General features: G+C 63.0%; 17 protein-coding genes. 10 read left to right on the plus strand and 7 right to left on the minus strand.

Going from position 1 to position 16,367, the window contains the following annotated elements; genetic code table 11:
• Positions 1–24: 24 nt before the first annotated feature.
• Both NPS46_RS16970 and NPS46_RS16975 read right to left on the minus strand, forming a co-directional pair.
• The gene (locus NPS46_RS16970; RefSeq protein ID WP_274109112.1) at positions 25–789 is read right to left on the minus strand and encodes a fumarylacetoacetate hydrolase family protein; all 765 of its coding nucleotides are present in this window, start codon (positions 787–789) and stop codon (positions 25–27) included.
• Positions 790–800: 11 nt separating this feature from the next.
• Positions 801–1,457, minus strand: a complete 657-nt coding sequence (locus tag NPS46_RS16975) for a fumarylacetoacetate hydrolase family protein (RefSeq protein WP_274109113.1) — start codon at positions 1,455–1,457, stop codon at positions 801–803.
• A gap of 313 nt (positions 1,458–1,770) precedes the next feature.
• Between NPS46_RS16975 and hpaR the strand changes: the two genes are divergently transcribed.
• A complete protein-coding gene (gene hpaR / locus NPS46_RS16980) occupies positions 1,771–2,193 on the plus strand; it encodes a homoprotocatechuate degradation operon regulator HpaR (RefSeq protein ID WP_274109114.1) in 423 nt (140 codons plus the stop codon).
• 38 nt (positions 2,194–2,231) lie between these two features.
• Complete coding sequence (hpaA, locus tag NPS46_RS16985) at positions 2,232–3,140, plus strand: 4-hydroxyphenylacetate catabolism regulatory protein HpaA (RefSeq protein ID WP_274109115.1); 909 nt, start codon at positions 2,232–2,234, stop codon at positions 3,138–3,140.
• 50 nt (positions 3,141–3,190) lie between these two features.
• Here the strand turns inward: hpaA and NPS46_RS16990 are convergent, their stop codons facing one another.
• A complete protein-coding gene (locus NPS46_RS16990) occupies positions 3,191–4,456 on the minus strand; it encodes an OprD family porin (protein WP_425312753.1) in 1,266 nt (421 codons plus the stop codon).
• A gap of 336 nt (positions 4,457–4,792) precedes the next feature.
• On the opposite strand from NPS46_RS16990, the gene NPS46_RS16995 reads away from it, so the two are divergent.
• The 4 genes from NPS46_RS16995 to NPS46_RS17010 all read left to right on the plus strand — a co-directional run bounded on the left by NPS46_RS16995 (position 4,793) and on the right by NPS46_RS17010 (position 8,923).
• On the plus strand, positions 4,793–5,812 hold the full coding sequence (locus NPS46_RS16995) for a TRAP transporter substrate-binding protein (RefSeq protein ID WP_274109116.1): 1,020 nt from the start codon (positions 4,793–4,795) through the stop codon (positions 5,810–5,812).
• Positions 5,813–5,817: 5 nt separating this feature from the next.
• Complete coding sequence (locus tag NPS46_RS17000; protein WP_274109117.1) at positions 5,818–6,351, plus strand: TRAP transporter small permease; 534 nt, start codon at positions 5,818–5,820, stop codon at positions 6,349–6,351.
• Positions 6,348–7,667 (plus strand): TRAP transporter large permease, encoded by a 1,320-nt coding sequence (locus tag NPS46_RS17005; RefSeq protein WP_274109118.1) that lies wholly within the window; start codon positions 6,348–6,350, stop codon positions 7,665–7,667. Before NPS46_RS17000 ends, NPS46_RS17005 begins: the two co-directional genes overlap by 4 nt.
• Before the next feature lie 65 nt (positions 7,668–7,732).
• A complete protein-coding gene (locus NPS46_RS17010; RefSeq protein ID WP_274109119.1) occupies positions 7,733–8,923 on the plus strand; it encodes a Bcr/CflA family multidrug efflux MFS transporter in 1,191 nt (396 codons plus the stop codon).
• On the opposite strand, the gene NPS46_RS17015 is transcribed toward NPS46_RS17010, so the two are convergent.
• Positions 8,910–10,118 (minus strand): MFS transporter, encoded by a 1,209-nt coding sequence (locus NPS46_RS17015; RefSeq protein ID WP_274109120.1) that lies wholly within the window; start codon positions 10,116–10,118, stop codon positions 8,910–8,912. The two genes, NPS46_RS17010 and NPS46_RS17015, sit on opposite strands and share 14 nt — an antisense overlap.
• Before the next feature lie 300 nt (positions 10,119–10,418).
• Here NPS46_RS17015 and NPS46_RS17020 point away from each other — a divergent pair, with 300 nt between their 5' ends.
• The 4 genes from NPS46_RS17020 to NPS46_RS17035 all read left to right on the plus strand — a co-directional run bounded on the left by NPS46_RS17020 (position 10,419) and on the right by NPS46_RS17035 (position 14,000).
• On the plus strand, positions 10,419–11,588 hold the full coding sequence (locus NPS46_RS17020; protein ID WP_274109121.1) for a p-hydroxyphenylacetate 3-hydroxylase oxygenase component: 1,170 nt from the start codon (positions 10,419–10,421) through the stop codon (positions 11,586–11,588).
• A gap of 90 nt (positions 11,589–11,678) precedes the next feature.
• A complete protein-coding gene (locus NPS46_RS17025) occupies positions 11,679–12,617 on the plus strand; it encodes a p-hydroxyphenylacetate 3-hydroxylase reductase component (protein ID WP_274109122.1) in 939 nt (312 codons plus the stop codon).
• A gap of 156 nt (positions 12,618–12,773) precedes the next feature.
• A complete protein-coding gene (locus tag NPS46_RS17030) occupies positions 12,774–13,187 on the plus strand; it encodes a PaaI family thioesterase (protein ID WP_274109123.1) in 414 nt (137 codons plus the stop codon).
• Positions 13,188–13,289: 102 nt separating this feature from the next.
• Positions 13,290–14,000: a sulfite exporter TauE/SafE family protein gene (locus tag NPS46_RS17035; protein WP_274109124.1), complete on the plus strand. Its 711-nt coding sequence runs from the start codon at positions 13,290–13,292 to the stop codon at positions 13,998–14,000.
• An 81-nt stretch (positions 14,001–14,081) separates the two neighbouring features.
• On the opposite strand, the gene NPS46_RS17040 is transcribed toward NPS46_RS17035, so the two are convergent.
• From NPS46_RS17040 to NPS46_RS17050, 3 genes are all read right to left on the minus strand, one after another.
• Positions 14,082–14,843, minus strand: coding sequence for an SDR family NAD(P)-dependent oxidoreductase (locus tag NPS46_RS17040; protein WP_274109125.1), 762 nt, complete (start codon positions 14,841–14,843; stop codon positions 14,082–14,084).
• Positions 14,844–14,904: 61 nt separating this feature from the next.
• Positions 14,905–15,702, minus strand: a complete 798-nt coding sequence (locus tag NPS46_RS17045; RefSeq protein ID WP_274109126.1) for an amino acid ABC transporter ATP-binding protein — start codon at positions 15,700–15,702, stop codon at positions 14,905–14,907.
• Positions 15,695–16,357 (minus strand): amino acid ABC transporter permease, encoded by a 663-nt coding sequence (locus NPS46_RS17050; RefSeq protein WP_274109128.1) that lies wholly within the window; start codon positions 16,355–16,357, stop codon positions 15,695–15,697. The genes NPS46_RS17045 and NPS46_RS17050 overlap by 8 nt, the downstream gene beginning before the upstream one ends.
• Between the last annotated feature and the right edge of the window lie 10 nt (positions 16,358–16,367).

The raw sequence follows: 16,367 nt of genomic DNA on the forward strand, positions 1-16,367 counted from the left end.
GGTTTGTCTCTCTTTTGTTCTGGGTTAGCCGCGCGCGGCAAAGAATTCGCTTTCGCTGACGATGCGGTTGACCAGGCGGCCAACGCCCTCGACTTCCACCACCACTTCATCGCCAGGCACCACGTCGGCCAGGCCTTCGGGCGTGCCGGTGGCGATCATGTCGCCGGGTTGCAGGGTCATGAAGCTGGAGAAGTATTCGATCAGGTGGGGGATGTCGAAGATCATGTCGGCGGTGCTGCCTTGCTGCTTCAACTCGCCATTGATCCAGGTCCGCAGGGTCAGCCTGGACGGGTCCGGTACATCGGCCACATCGACGATCCACGGGCCGACCGGGGTGGTGGCGTCGCGGTTTTTCACGCGCAGGTTGGGTCGGTAGTAGTTTTCCAGGTAGTCGCGGATCGCATAGTCATTGCACACGGTGTAGCCGGCCACGTACGCCAGGGCATCCTCGCGCTTGACGTTGCGCGCCGGCTTGCCGATCACTGCGACCAGTTCGCACTCGTAGTGCATGTATTTGACGTTGTCTGGGCGCCAGGTGACCTGGTTGTGGCCGGTGTAGGTGCCTGGCGACTTGATAAACGCCAGCGGCTCGGTCGGCGGGGCGAAGGCCAGTTCGGCGGCATGGTCGGCGTAGTTCAGGCCCAGGGCGAACATGCTGCCCTCGGCGGGCGGCAGCCATTGCACGGCCTGTTCGGCAAGCAGGCGGCCATCGGGCAGGCGCACGGCATTCTCGGCTTCAACGGTGACGTTGTAGACCTGGTCTTCGTAGCGGATTCGGGCGTGTTTCATAAAAGGTCTCCTTACTCCACCACAACGGTGTTGGACAGGCGGCCCAGGCCGCTGATTTCGACGACCACCTGGTCGCCCGGCTGGACATCGACGCGGCCTTCGGGGGTGCCGGTAATCAGGACATCGCCGGCGTGCAGGGTCATGAATTCGCTGAGCTCGGCAATCAACTGGCCGATGTTGCGCACGAAGTGGGCGGTGCTGTTTTCCTGGCGGACTTCACCGTTGACCCGCAGCGTCAGGGTCAGGTCATGGGGATCGGCGATGTCGCTGACCGGGACCACTTCGCCGCTCAGTGAGCAGAAGCCGTCGCGGCACTTAGCCTTGACCGCAGGGCGGTAGTAGCTGTCTTCCGGCAGGCTGAATTCATTGACGATCACATAGCCGGCGACATATTCCAGCGCCTGCTCGGCGTTGACGCGGCTGGCGTCCTTGCCGATCACCACGCCGAGGGCGGGGCCGGGCTGCAGGCGCTCGCCGGTCGGCATGACCACGGGCTGGCCGTCGCCGTTGCGGGTATTGGGGGTCTTGATAAACAGTACGGGCTTGACCGGTGGCTTCTGATAGGGCGGTTGGTTGAACTCGTCCAGGCGGCTTTGCAGCAAGCCCTGGTAGTTCAAGGCAATGCCAAACAGGGTGCCTGTGGCGATTTCGCTAGTGGCGCGACGCATGCTTCACTCCTGGATCGGGCTGGGCGGTCCCCAGTGGGTAGTGGCTCTATAGGGAAGGCTTTCGCCGGTAGATTGTTAACATGCTAATGTTATAATTAATATGTTAACGATGGTCAAGCCGTGGATGCTCCCGAGGCTCGATCCGGGTCTATTAGAAAAGGCTTTTGGTCCCAGGGATTGTCCTGGCCTGCCATGGCTTTTGACCTGAGCTGCCAGGGCGGGCCGGATCGCCATCAGCGGTTTGCGTCGGCCCTGGGTTGTTGCTTAAATCACTCACTGTCTTCATTTTTTTGGCCGGAGAGCCACTTTCCCTATGTCTGCACCTCGTCCCTCACTGACACTGACCCTCTTGCAAGCGCGTGAAGCGGCCATGGGCTTTTTTCGCCCCTCGCTCAACCAGCACGGGCTGACCGAACAGCAATGGCGGATCATCCGCATTCTTCGCCAGAACGGTGAGCTGGAGAGCTATCAACTGGCCGAGCAGGCCTGCATCCTCAAGCCGAGCATGACCGGTGTGTTGTCGCGCATGGAGCGTGACGGCCTGGTTCGCCGCTGGCGCTCGCCTCAGGATCAGCGTCGCGTGCATGTGGGGCTGACCGAGAAGGGCCAGCAGTGCTTTGTCTCGATGAGCGAAGACATGGAGCGTAATTACCAGCGCATCCTCGAACAGTTCGGCGAGGAGAAACTGCACCTGCTGCTGGGCCTGCTCGAAGAGTTGAAACAGGTCAAGCTCTAGCTCCGGGCCGGTCCGGTCCGACTCATCGAGTAGTGTTGATGGCGGCTCTCCCTTCGATTCCCAACATCCACATCGGCCAGGCCTACGACCAGCGCTATGCCGACGCCGAGGTGCATTACGATGCCCTGGGCAAGCTGGCGGATTTCTTCGGCCGCGATATGCATGTGCATCGCCATGACCGGTTTTTCCAACTGCACTACGTCAAGAGCGGCACGGTGCGGGTGTATCTGGATGACCGGCATTACCTGCAGGAAGGACCGATGTTTTTCCTGACGCCGCCGACCATTGCCCATGCCTTTGTTACCGATGCCCAGAGCGACGGCCATGTGCTGACCGTCAGCCAGCAACTGGTCTGGCCGTTGCTGGAGGACAGCGTGGGGTTGGCCGGTGGGGCGCGGATTGCGCCAATTTGCGTGGCGGTCGGCGAGCTTGATGCGCTGTATGAAGGGGAGGCGCAGCGCCTGACCCTGTTGCTCGATCAATTACGCAGCGAGTTCGCGGCCCAGCAGCCGGGGCGGGCCATTACCCTGGAAGCGCTGACGCGGTTGATTTTGATCAGCGTGCTGCGCCTGTCCGCGCCCTCGCTGTCCGCACAGCCGTCACGCAGCGAAGACCTGCATATCTTCCAGCGCTTCACCACGCAAATCGAGGCGCACTACCTTGAGCACCTGTCCCTGAGTCGCTATGCCCAGTTGGTTGGGGTGGCGGAGGCGCGGCTCAACGATGCCTGCCGACGGGTTGCCGACCGGCCGTCCAAGCAGCTGGTGTTCGAGCGATTGATGCAGGAGGCCAAGCGCCTGCTGCTATTCACCGGCAGTACGGTGAACGAGATCTGTTATTGGCTGGGGTTCAAGGATCCAGCGTATTTCAGCCGGTTCTTCACCCGCCACGCCGGCGTGACCCCGGGCGAGTACCGGCTGCGCAGCCGGGCCAGCGCTGAAGGCTGAGCCATGAAGAAATAGAAAACGGCCCCGGTCTGCACCGGGGCCGTTGTGTTTTACAGCAGTGGCAGGGTGTAGCCGATGATGATGCGGTTTTCGTCGATATCCGAGGTCAGCCCATTGCTGGAACGCAGGCTGGCGTTGCGCAGGCGGATATTCAGGCCTTTGACGGTACCGGACTGGAAGGTGTAGACCAGGTCGGTGTCACGTTCCCATTCCCGGCCGCCGCTGATCTTGGCCGTGTCGATATTGCGGCCGTTGACGTAGCGGGTCATGAACGTCAGGCCGGGCACACCCAGGGCGGCGAAGTCATAGTCGTAGCGCGCTTGCCAGGCATCGGTATTGGCTTTGGTGAAGACGTTGATCGTCACCAGGTTGACCGAGTAGGGGTCCAGGCCCGGGTAGGCGAAGTCGCCGTCGCCGGAGAGGTTCTGGTAGCCCGCGCCGAACTTATGGGCGCCCACGCCCAAGGTCAGCATGCCGTTGAAGAACCGGTTGTCGATACGCCCGCCATCGACGCGCGCGGCGCTGCGATAACGGTGGTCGCCTTGCTCACCGGTGTCGAAGTAGCGCAGGTCGGTCTTGAGGGTCACGCCCTGTGCCAGCGTGGCGTTGTGCACCAGCCCGGCATAGTGCTGCTGATAGATGTTGTCCATCTTGGCGTAGTAGTAGCTCACCACCAGGGCCGGGTTGATGGCGTAGCTGCCGCCGGCCAGGTCCAGGTGGGCACTCTCGACGCCGGCGTAGTTCATCTCGTCGTTGCTGGACGAATCGCGCAGGTTGATCTTCTCCAGGCGCCCGGCGTTGAGGGTCAAGCCCTCGATTTCCTGAGAGGTCACCAGGCCACCGGTGTAGGTGGAGGAGAGCAGGCGCGTGTCGTTGTAGGCGGCGACCGGCAACTGCGGTTGCAGGGTGCCGACCTTGAGCACGGTCTTGGACAACCGCAGCTTGGCGGCGACGCCCAGTTCGCTGTAGTTGTCGTCCGGCTCCAGGCTGTTGGGGCCGTAGGGCAGCAGCCCGGTGCCGCGCCGGTCACGGCTGGAGTCGAGCTTGATGCCTGTCTGGGCAATGGCGTCGAGGCCAAAGCCGATGGTGCCTTCGGTGAAGCCCGACTCAATGCGCGCCGTAAAGCCCTGCGCCCATTCCTCGGCCTTGTTCTGGGGCGCGCCGCTTTGGCGGAAATCGCGATTCATGTACATGTTGCGGGCTTCGATACTGGCTTTGGTGTCGCTGATGAAATCGGCATTCGCCATGTGGCTGAAACCACAGGCAGTGCCGAACAGGCAGGCCAGTGCCGGGGTGGAGCGTGAAATCCTGATCATTGTTGTTATCTCTAGGATAGGTGTTGGCGTGTCGACACGGCGGTGGAGCCTGGGGCCGCGTGAAAATAATGTAGTCATATTGTTAAGTTATTAACAATAGTATTTTTCAGCCTTTGAAAAAATAAACGATCTTCATTTTGCGCTGTTTTGACTTGTATCTATTTGAATATAAAGGATTTGAAGGTATTTTTGACGGCCTTGAAAACCTGCCGGAGCGCGAGAGAATGTTTGCCGAGAGGTTGACAATTTCAGGGAAAAAATTAACTTATTAACGGATTGCGCTTCCTTAGAGCTATCGCGCCAGCGTGGCCACAACAACAACACGGAGCTAACACCATGAAAACAATCAGAATTACTGCCTTGTGTCTGGCCATGGCGGGCGCCGCATCGGCCCAGGCTGAAACCGTAACCCTCAAGATCGCTCACTTCCTGCCTTCCACTTCCAACGCCCAGGCCAACATCATCGAGCCATGGTGCGAGCAGTTGCGCCAGGAGTCGGACGATCGCATCAAGTGCCAGCTCTATCCGTCGATGCAGTTGGGCGGCACCCCGGCCAAGCTGGCCGATATGGCGCGCAACGGCGTAGCCGATATCGTCTGGACCGCTCCGGCCTACTCGGCGGGCAAGTTCCCCCGTGTCGAGGCGCTGGAGCTGCCGTTCGTGCTGCCCTACGGTGGCAAGGCGGGTAACGCGATCATCTGGAATTTCTACGAGCAGTACGCCAAGGACGACTTCAAGGGCTACAAGGTGCTGGTGGTGCACGGTGACGGCGGGATGAGCCTGCACACCCGAGGTAAAGCCGTGCAAACCCTGGCCGACCTCAAGGGGCTGAAGCTGCGTGCTTCGAGCCGCACTGCAGCGAAAACCGTGGAGAGCCTGAGCGCGACCCCGGTGAGCATGCCGCCGGCGCAGATGACCGAAGCGATTTCCAAGGGCGTGGTCGACGGCGCACTGGCTGCCTGGGAAGTGGTTCCGGCGACCAAGCTTGATGAAGTCACCCAGTACCACAGCGTGACGCCTGCCGGGCAGCCGGCCTTTGGCTACACCGTTTTGGCCATGCTGATGAACCAGAAGAAATTCGACAGCCTGCCGGCGGATCTGCAAGCGATCATCGAGCGCAACAGCGGCAAGGCGCTGTCCGAACGTTTCGCCACCGCGTGGGACAAGGCAAGCGATAGTGCCCTGGCTGCCACGCCGGCCAGCGGGTTGGTCACCATCGATGCCAAAGCCTATGGCGAAATGCAGGCCGCTTCGGCCGTTGCCGTAGAGCAGTGGGTCAAGGAAGCCAATGACAAGGGCCTTGACGGCAAGGCGCTGGTCCAGGACGTTCGCAGCCTGTCCGGCCTGGCGCAGTAATCGTCATGCAGGAATCTCTGACCATAGAGTTCGATGCCCAGCAGCATCGTGGCTGGCTACGGGGCGGCCTGTTGTGGTTGACCCAGGGCTTTGCCATGGCCGGTGGCATGCTGCTGATCGCGTTGATCGCCATGTCCCTGGTGTCCATCGTCGGGCGCAAGCTGTTTTCCATACCGGTGCGCGGCGATATGGAGTTGGTGGAAGTAGGGGCGGCGATGGCTATCGCCGCCTTCCTGCCGCTGTGCGAGCTGCGCGGCACCCATATCAAGGTCGACGCACTGACCTCCTGGCTGCCGGCCATGGCCCGCGACACGCTCGATTGCCTCGGGCATCTGCTGTGCTGCGCCGCGGCCTGGATCCTGGCCTGGCGCACATGGCTGCAGATGCTCGAAAGCCACGAGTTTGGCGAAACCACCACGCTGCTGTCCTTTCCGCTGTGGATTCCCTTGCTGTTTATCGTACCGAGCCTGGTGCTTCTGGGCGTGTGCGCCCTGGCACGGGTGCAGGATGTCTGTCGTAAAGCCGGGAGGCGTGCATGAGCGGTTTGGTATTGGGGCTCATTGCCCTGGGCATCACCACGGGGCTGCTGTTGCTGCGGGTGCATATCGGCGTGACCATGCTGATCGGTGGGGCAGCCTGCTTTTGGGCGCTCAACGACGGCGATCTGTCGAGCCTGATGTTCACCCTTAACTCCCTGGCTTACTCGCGGTTGTCCAACTACGACCTGGCGGTGATCCCGCTGTTTGTGATGATGGGCCAGTTTGCGACCCATGGCGGTTTGTCCCGGGCGATTTTCCGCTGCGCCGCGGCGTTTATCGGCCACTGGAAAGGCGGCATGGGCCTGTCGGCCATCGGTGCCTGTGCCGGTTTCGGCGCGATCTGCGGCTCGTCCCTGGCCACGGCCGCGACCATGAGCCATGTGGCGCTGCCGGAGCTGCGTCGGCACAACTACTCCGGGCGCCTGGCCACGGCCACGGTGGCGGCGGGGGGCACGCTGGGGATTCTGATTCCGCCGTCGGTCCCGTTGATCATCTATGCGGTGCTGACCCAGGAATCGATTGCCAAGCTGTTTGTCGCGGCCATTGTGCCTGGCGTGGTGGCGATCATCGGTTACATGATCGTACTGAGAATCATGGTCGCCCGCGAAAGCCAAGCGACCGTTTCGGTCAAGGCCACGCCGCTGGAACGGGCCAAGGCCCTGATCAGCGTGTCGCCGGTAATTGGTGTGTTCCTGGTGGTGATCGTCGGTATCTACGGCGGCTGGGCCAATCCGACCGAAGCGGCCTCCATCGGTGCGGCGGCGTGCGGGATCCTCGCGGTCTGGCAGGGCGGCATGCGCTGGAGCGGGTTTCGCGCCAGCATGCTCGGCACCGCCGAAACCACGGCGATGATCTTCCTCGTGCTGCTGGGCGCCGACCTGCTCAACTCGGGCCTGGCGCTGACCCAGATGCCGGGCGAGCTGGCCGCATGGGTGATCGGCAGTGGCCTGGCGCCGATGCTGGTGCTGCTGATTATCCTTGGCCTGTACCTGCTGCTGGGTTGCGTCATGGATTCGCTGGCCATGATCCTGCTGACCATCCCGATTTTCTATCCGATGATCATGGGCCTGGATTTCTTCGGCATGAGCGAGACCGACAAGTCGATCTGGTTCGGCATCCTGGCCTTGATGGTGGTGGAGATCGGCTTGATCCATCCGCCGTTGGGCATGAACCTGTTTATCGTCCAGCGCAGTGCGGGTGACGTTCCCTATGGCGAGACTGCCAAGGGGATCGTGCCGTTCCTGTGCTCGGACCTGATACGCATTGCCCTGCTGGTTGCCTTCCCCGGGCTGAGCCTGTGGCTGCTGGCGTTCTAAATGTGAACACGCTCCTTTGGGCCGCCTTCGGGCGGCTTTTTTTCGTCCGATAAACCGGAGATGGCATGTCCTTAGTCCATACGCCCCTCGTTCATACACCCCGACGCTTGATTGTCCTGCTCGCCGCGCTGGTGGCCTTTGGGCCGTTGTCGATTGACATGTACCTGCCAAGCCTGCCACTGATTGCCGCCGACTTGGGGGCCAGCGAGCAGCAGGTCCAACTGACTATCGGGGTTTTTCTCGCCGGGTTCAGCCTGGGCATGCTGTTCTACGGACCGCTGTCCGATCGCTTCGGTCGGCGTCGCCTGCTGCTCGCCGGTATCGTGCTGTACCTGTTGGCCACCCTGGGTTGCGCGCTGGCCAGCGCACCGGGGCAGTTGATCGGCTGGCGCCTGGTGCAGGCCTTGGGCGGTGCCGCTGCCTCGGTGCTGGCCCGGGTGATTGTGCGCGATCTGTTCCCGCTCGATGATGCGGCGCGGGTCCTGTCGCTGATGCAGCAGGTGACCTTGATCGCGACCCTGATCGCTCCGGTGCTGGGCGGCTACCTGATGCTGTTCAGTGGCTGGCGCGCGCTGTTCGTGGTGCTGCTGGTCCTGGCCGGGCTATGCCTGGTGTGGGTGCTGCGCGCGATTCCGGAGACCCATCCTGTCGCCGCACGCGGCACCTCGCTGGCCAGCGCCTTCAAGGCCTATGGCGTTATCGTCCGCTCACCCCGGGCACTGGGCTATATCCTGTGCATGGGCCTGACCTTCGCCGGCATGTTCGCCTTTATCACGGCCTCGCCCTTTATCTATATCCAGTACTTCGGCGTCGCCCCGCAGCACTATGCTTGGCTGTTCGCCCTGAATATCGGCGGGATCATGGGCGTGAGTTTTCTCAATGCGCGTTGGGTCGGGCGGCTCGGTTCCCAGCGTCTGCTCGGGTTGGGTGCCCTGACGGCGGCGTGCGCGGGGCTGGCGCTGCTGCTGTGTGCCGGTTTCGCCGTGGGCGGCCTGCCAGCGCTGGTGCTGTGTGTGCTGCTGTTTGTCAGCGTGACGGGATTGATTGCAGCCAACTGCCTGGCCAGCTTGATGGCGATTTTTGCCCGCCAGGCTGGGGCCGCAGCCGGGCTGGCGGTGGCCATGCAGTTCGGTCTGGGTACCCTGGCCAGCGCCTTGGTGAGTGCCTTATATGACGGTACGCCCTGGCCCATGGGCCTGGTGGTCGGGGTGGCCGGCTGCGGCGCCTTCCTGGCGTTTCGCCTTACCCGGCTTTGACGCTCGCCTGGCGCGCGGCCCAGGCGGTGTAGGCCAGCAACAGCGCGCCTGCGCCGAGCAGTACCCCTGGCGCGCCCAGGTGCACCGCCAGCAGGCCGGCCAGCAGGCCACCGATGGCGTCGAAGCCGAAGCGGGTCGAGGTGTACAGCGACACCACCCGGCCCCTGAGCGCTTCGGGGGCGTCGCTTTGCAGCAGGATATTGGTGCCGACATTGCAGATCGTGATGCCGAACCCGAGCAGCGCCATGGCGATCAACGACAACCAGAACTGGCTACTGAGGGCCAACAGCAGCATGGCCAGCCCGCTGACGGCGGCACTGGCCAGAATGAACGCACGCAGCGGCGCGGTGTGGCGATTCCCGGCCAGCACCACGCTGGACGCCAGTGAACCAAGCCCGGCCGCCCCCCACAACCAGCCCAGGGTGGTGGCATCGCCGGCGAAGATATCGCGGGCAAACACCGGCAGCAGCACCACATAGCTGGAGGCGGTGAGGTTGATCATCAGCACGCTGAGCATCAACTGTTTGACCTGCCGGTCGTTGCGCACATAGCGCAGGCCTTCGCGCAAGACATTGCCGAACGAGCCGCTGGCGCGCGGCGAGGCGGGCAGCTGGATGCAGAGCAGGCCAATGACCAGGGCCAGGTAAGAGGCGCCATTTAGCGCAAAGCACACGGCCTCGCTGACCACGGCCAGCAACAGCCCGGCCAGGGGCGGGCCGATAAAGCGCGAGGAGGTGAACAGCATGGCATTGAGGGCCAGGGCATTGGGCAGGTCCTGGCGGTCGTCGACAAACTGGCTGAGCAGCGACTGGCGCAGCGGCGTGTCCACGGCATTCAGCACGCCGAGCAGGGCGGCCATGATCACGATCAGCGTAGGTCCGATCTGTTCGGCGGCGGTCAAACCGGCCAGGGTCAGTGCCAGCAGGGCCAGGGCAGCCTCGACCAGGATCAGCAGCCGGCGCTTATCATGCCGGTCGATCCAGGCCCCGGCAAACGGTCCTACCAGCAGTTGGGGGATCAGCGCGGCAAAGGTGGTCAGGCCGAGCAGGGCGACCGAGTCGGTCAGCCGGTAGATCAACCAGGACAGCGCCACCTGCTGGATCCAGGTGCCCAGGGTGGAAATGGCATGACCGATAAAGTACAGGCGGAAATTGCGGTGGCGCAGGGCGCGCAGGGAACTGGGCCAGTGACGCATGAGGGTGCGGGGCTCCGGGGCCGAAAGAGGGCACTATGGTAAAGGTTTCGTTGTCTTGTTAACAATTTTTTCGGCGTGCAAGGCGCCTGGGCGGCTGGGCTGCACGGGGTGGGTGATCGGGCACCATGGAAAGTGCAATGGGGAGTTTGGAATGTCCATTTTGGCCGGGGGGCGGCCTGCGCATAATTGAGCCTTGAACGCTCGGCGGGATCTCCAGACTCCCGTATCCGGGCGACTGACGGGCCGCCTACCGACGACGCCCGCCGGACCGGCGAATATCTAAAAACAAGGTCGCTAACAATGAAAAAGCCAACCCCACTCCTTGAGGCCCTCAAGGAAATCCTGCCAGCTATTGCCGCCAATGCTGCCCAGGCCGAAAAGGACCGCATGGTCCCGGCCGAGAACATTGCCATGCTCAAGGGCATCGGCCTGCACCGCGCGTTTCAGCCCAAGGCCTTCGGCGGCCTGGAAATGTCCCTGCCGGACTTCTGCGACTGTGTGGCCCTGCTGGCCGGCGCGTGTGCCAGTACCGCCTGGGCCATGAGCCTGCTGTGCACCCATAGCCATCAGTTGGCGATGTTTTCCAGGCAGTTGCAGGATGAGGTCTGGGGTGACAACCCCCATGCCACCGCAAGCAGTTCGATTGCGCCGTTTGGCAAGGTCGAGGAAGTCGACGGTGGCGTGATGTTCAGCGGCCAGATGGGCTGGAGCAGCGGCAGTGATCACGCCGAGTGGGCGATTGTCGGTTGCCGCCGGGCGAATGCCGAGGGCACGCAGGACTACTGCTTCGCCGTGCTGCCGCGCAGCGACTACCGGATCGTCGACGACTGGTTTGCCATGGGCATGCGGGGCAGTGGCACCAAGACCCTGTCCATCGACCCGGTGTTTGTCCCCGAGCACCGTATCCAGAAAGCCAAGGACATGATGGAAGGCAAGTCCGCCGGTTTTGGCCTGTACCCCGACAGCAAGATTTTCTACGGCCCTTACCGCCCGTACTTTGCCAGCGGCTTTGCGACCATCAGCCTGGGCATTGCCGAGCGCATGCTCGAAGCGTTCAAGGACAAGACCCGCAACCGCGTACGCGCCTACACCGGGGTCAATGTCGGCGCCGCCACACCTGCGTTGATGCGTCTGGCCGAGTCGACCCACCAGGTGGCCGCGGCCCGCGCATTCCTGGAAAAGACCTGGCAGGACCATGCCGCCCATGGCGAGCGCCATGAATACCCGAGCCGCGAGACCCTGGCGTTCTGGCGCACCAACCAGGCTTACGCGGTGAAAATGTGCGTGAGCGCGGTGGATCGCTTGTTCGAAGCCGCCGGCGGCACCGCCTGGATGGAAACCAACGAGCTGCAACGCCTGTGGCGCGACTCCCATATGACCGCCGCTCATGCCTACACCGACTACGACGTCTGTGCACAGATTCTCGGACGTGAATTGATGGGGCTCGAACCCGATCCGAGCATGGTCTGACGGCGCCACGCGCTAGCCCCCGCCTGTTCAGGGGCGCCCATGCTTTTTTCACGTATCGACCTGCCGGGTTCGCCCGGCCTTGAGGACACCATGACCGAACCATTAGACGCGGGCCTCGATCCGCGCGCCTTTCGCCGTGCCTTGGGCAATTTCGCAACAGGCGTGACCATCATGACCGCGGCCGTCGGCGGCCGTCAGGTCGGCGTCACGGCCAATAGTTTCAACTCGGTTTCGTTGGACCCGGCGCTGATTCTCTGGAGCATCGACAAGCGCTCCACCAGCTATGACGTGTTCAACGACGCCAGCCACTTTGCGGTGAACATCCTGGCGGCCGACCAGATCGACCTGTCCAACCAGTTCGCCCGGCCCCGCGACGACAAGTTCGCCGGGGTCGCCTGGGAGGCGGGGGCGGGTGGTGCACCGTTGCTCAGCGATTGCGCAGCGCGCTTTCAATGTGCAATGCACCAGCAGGTCGACGGTGGCGATCACTGGATCCTGATCGGCAAGGTCGTGGCCTTTGATGATTTCGGCCGTTCGCCGCTGCTCTACCATCAGGGTGCCTACTCTTCGGTGCTGCCGCACCCGCGTCAGGCACCACGTGCCCAGGGCGCGTTGGCCAGTGCATTCCAGGGCCGCCTGAGCCACAACCTGTATTACTTGATGACCCAGGCCGTGCGCAGCTACCAGGCCGACTACCAGCCGCGCCAGTTGTCCAGCGGCCTGCGCACCAGCGAGGCGCGCATGCTGATGGTCCTGGAGAGCGACGCGGGCCTGGACATGAACGGGCTGCAGCGGGAGGTGGCGATGCCGATGCGCGAGATCGAACAGTCCGTGGACATCCTCAAGCGCAAGGGGCTGGTCGAGGATCGGCCGGCCGGCTGCTTTGGCCTGACCGCCCAGGGTATCGAGCAGACGGAAGCCCTCTGGACCATCGCGTCCGAGCAGCAAGGTCGGGTCTTCACCGAATTCTCGCCGGAGCAGATCGACACCTTCAAGCGCATGCTCAAGCAGGTGATCGATATCGGCTAAGCGGTAGCGGGTATCGGTTGCGCTGCCAAGCGCTAGCGACAGCGTGGTTGCCGAGCGCGGTCCGATGGTCAATCATCGGACCATCCTTCGGCGCTTCGCTGGAGCAGGGGGCTTGGGTTCGAGCGGGTTCCCCTTCTAAGAACAAGGAAAATCGATGTGGCTTGCCGAGAAGAAATTGCCGATTTTATCGCCCGGGAGTTTCCACAGACGCGGGTAGTGATCGAGGCGGTGGGTGATCGCGCGGCCACGGTGTCGCTGCAGGTCAGTGACGCGGATCTGCGTCCGGGCGGCACGGTTTCGGGGCCGACCTTGATGGCAGTGGCGGACGTTGCGCTGTATATCGCCATCCTCGGTGTTATCGGCATCGTCCCGTTGGCGGTGACCACCAGCCTGACCACCAATTTCCTACGAAGACCCGATGCCCGCAGGCGCATCATCGGCGAATGCCGCCTGCTGAAGGTTGGCAAGAGCCTCGCCATGGGCGAGGTATCGCTGTACTCCGAAGGTGACGACGAACCCGTGGCCCATGTGGTGGGCACGTATTCGATTCCTCCCGTGCATCTGCGCTGATTCGGTCGGGCCCTTGGCTCGATAACTGGCGACAACTGGCCCTGTCGGGCGGTGGACGCGCCCCTTAGAGTGCCGACGGTGACTTCCAGGGGATCGGCCAGCATGTTTATGTTTTTCGCGTTTGCCGCCGGCGTGGTGCGTGGCTACAGCGGGTTTGGTTTTGCCATGATTCTGACCCTGGGCCTGCTGGCGAGCCTGGCTCCGGCCCAGGTGATTCCCGTGGTGCTGATGCTCGACCTGGTGTGCAGCGTCAGCCTGTGGCCGGGTGCGCTGAAGACCTTTCATCCGCGCATCGGCGGCCAGTTGATCGTGGGGATGCTGTTGGCCGTGCCACTGGGCGCCCTGGCCCTGGCCAGGCTGCCCGAACAATGGATGGCGCCGGTGGCGGCCGGCCTGTGCCTGCTGGGCGGCGTGCTGGTGCTGGCTCGGCCGGCAGTGTCCAGGTTGCTGGCGAGTCGCTGGGCTTTGCCGGCTGGCCTGGCTTCGGGACTGGCCACGGCCATGGCTTCGGCCGGCGGCCCGCCGCTGGTGGTCTACCTGCTGCGCAGCGGCTTGCCATCCGCTCGTGTACGTGGCACGGCCATTGTGTTTTTTGCCGCGAGCAGTGCCAGTGCACTGCTCAGCCTGTGGTGCTTGCAGGCGCTCAATCGTGACCAGTTAAGCCTGGCCGCGACCCTGTTGCTGCCGGCGCTGGCAGGCAATCTGTTGGGGCAGTGGCTGTTTCGCCGCAAGCCCCTGTCCCTGCAGCGTGTGATTGGCGTGCTGCTGGTGTTGCTGTCCGCTGCGACCCTGGTCAATAGCCTGCTTGCCTGATCTTGTTGCCCACTCATGCAAAACGCACCGGGAGTTGCCCCAAGGTGCGTTTTTTTTTGGCGACCTGTCCTGGGTGCGCTTTTACTTGTCGCGATCAATCGCAAAGGGTGACCAGGCCTGGCGGCTAGGCATGATTTCCAGGCGGTTGATATTGATATGGTCGGGCAGGGTGCAGACGTAGAAAATCTGCTCGGCAATGTCCTCGGCGGTCAGTGGTGTGGTGCTGCCATACAGGGCATCCGAAGCGGCCTGGTTGCCCTTGGTGCGCACCAGGGTGAACTCGGTCTCGGCCATACCCGGGGCGATATCGGTGACCCGCACGCCGGTGGCGATCAGGTCGCAACGCAGGTTGAAGCTGAACTGTTTGACGAAGGCTTTGCTCGCGCCATACACGTGGCCGCCGGGATACGGCCACTCACCGGCCACCGAGCCGATGTTGACGATGCTGGCTCCCTGGCCGGTTTCCAGCAATTTGGGCAGCACCGCGTGGGTCACGTTGACCAGGCCGGTGATATTGGTGTCGATCATGGTGTGCCAGTCCTGCAGCGCGACGTTCTGTGCCGGTTCCGGCGCCAGGGCCAGCCCGGCGTTGTTGATCAGGCTGTGGATGCGCTGAAAGCCTTCGGGCAGCGCGGCGACCATCTGCTGCACCGCCTGGGCGTCACGCACATCCAGGGCGGCGATATGCACCGCGACCTGACTGGCCAGTTCGTCCTGCAATGCCTGTAGGCGTTCCAGGCGTCGGCCACTGAGGACCAGCGACCAACCGGCCTGGGCAAAGCGCCGCGCCGTGGCCCGGCCAAAGCCCGAGGTTGCGCCCGTGATAAATGCGACCTTGTTCATGTGCTACCTCGTTGAATGCGTTGGTGTGCCGTGCATTGGCCAATAGGGTGGGGGAAGGGAGTCAGTTCGCGAGTTCGAGAAATTTGCGCACCCGTTCGGTCTCCGGGTTGCTGAAGAATTTGGCCGGTGGGGCCTTTTCGATGATCAGGCCCTTTTCGAGAAACACCACCTGATCGGATACGGCCCGGGCGAATTCCATTTCGTGGGTGACCACGATCATGGTGTAGCCCTCGCTGGAGAGGTTTTTCATCACCGTCAGTACTTCGCCGACCCGCTCGGGGTCGAGGGCCGAGGTTGGCTCGTCGAACAGGATCACTTCCGGGCTCATGGCCAGGGCGCGGGCAATGGCGACGCGCTGCTTCTGTCCGCCGGACAGGGTGAAGGGAAAGGCCTCGTGCTTGTCGGCCAGGCCGACCTTTTCCAGCAACTCGACAGCAATCGCACGGGCTTGCTCGCGAGGCATGCCCTTGACGTAGATCGGCGCCTCCATCACGTTCTGGATCACACTCAGGTGCGGCCACAGGTTAAAGCCTTGGAACACCATGCCGGTCCTGGCCCGCAGGGTGGCCAGCTCTTTGCTGGTCATCTTGCGCCCGGCCTGTTCATTCACGCCGATGCGTTGGCCGGCGATATGGATGGTGCCGCGGTCGGGCTCCTCCAGCCAGTTGATGCAGCGCAGCATGGTCGACTTGCCCGAGCCCGAAGAGCCCAGCACGCTGACCACTTCGCCCTTGTTGACCACCAGGTCGATATCGCGCAGCACCTCGATGTCGCCAAAGCTCTTGGACATTCGCCTGATGCTGACGGCCGGGACGTCGGCGGCGGATCGGTGTTCGCAGGTGGATAGATGTTCAGACATAGTCGAACCCTCGTTTGGCGCCGAAGCGGGCGGCGCGTTTGAGTGCCAGTTCCAGGCAGATGCTGACCAGCCAATACAGCACGATCGCAACGACAAAGGCCTGGGTGGGAATGAAATAGGTCGACTGCACCGAGTTGGCCGCGGCCGTGAGTTCCTGCACGGTGATGATGGTCAGGAAGGCGGTGTCCTTGAGGGCAATGATTAACTGGTTGCCCAGCAGCGGACGGGTCTTGATCACCAGCTGCGGCAGAACGATGCGCAGGTACAGGCGCAGCGGGGTGAAGCCGTGGGCTTTGGCGGCCTCGATATAGCCCTCGGGCATCACCAGGCGGCTGCCCCGCAGGATCTCGGCGAAGTACGCCGCGTGGTAGACGATCAGCGCCAGCAGCCCGGCGTTCCAGGCGCTCAGGCGCAGGCCCAGTTGCGGCAGCCCGTAGTACAGCAGGTACGCCAGGATCAGGAAGGGCAAGGTGCGCATCAGGTTGATCAGCAGGCGCAGGGCCTTGGACAGGCGATTGCCTTCTTCCAGCAGGTAGACCAGTACGCAACCGAGCACAAAGGCGCAGATGATCGAGAGGCCGAACAGCCCCAGCGTCGCGAGCAGGCCGTCGAAGAACACCGCGCGGGCTTCCCAGAGAATGGTCCATTCAGTCATGTCGATGGCT

Origin of the sequence: Pseudomonas putida (genome assembly GCF_028682395.1) — a bacterium.
GTDB lineage: Bacteria > Pseudomonadota > Gammaproteobacteria > Pseudomonadales > Pseudomonadaceae > Aquipseudomonas > Aquipseudomonas putida_AB.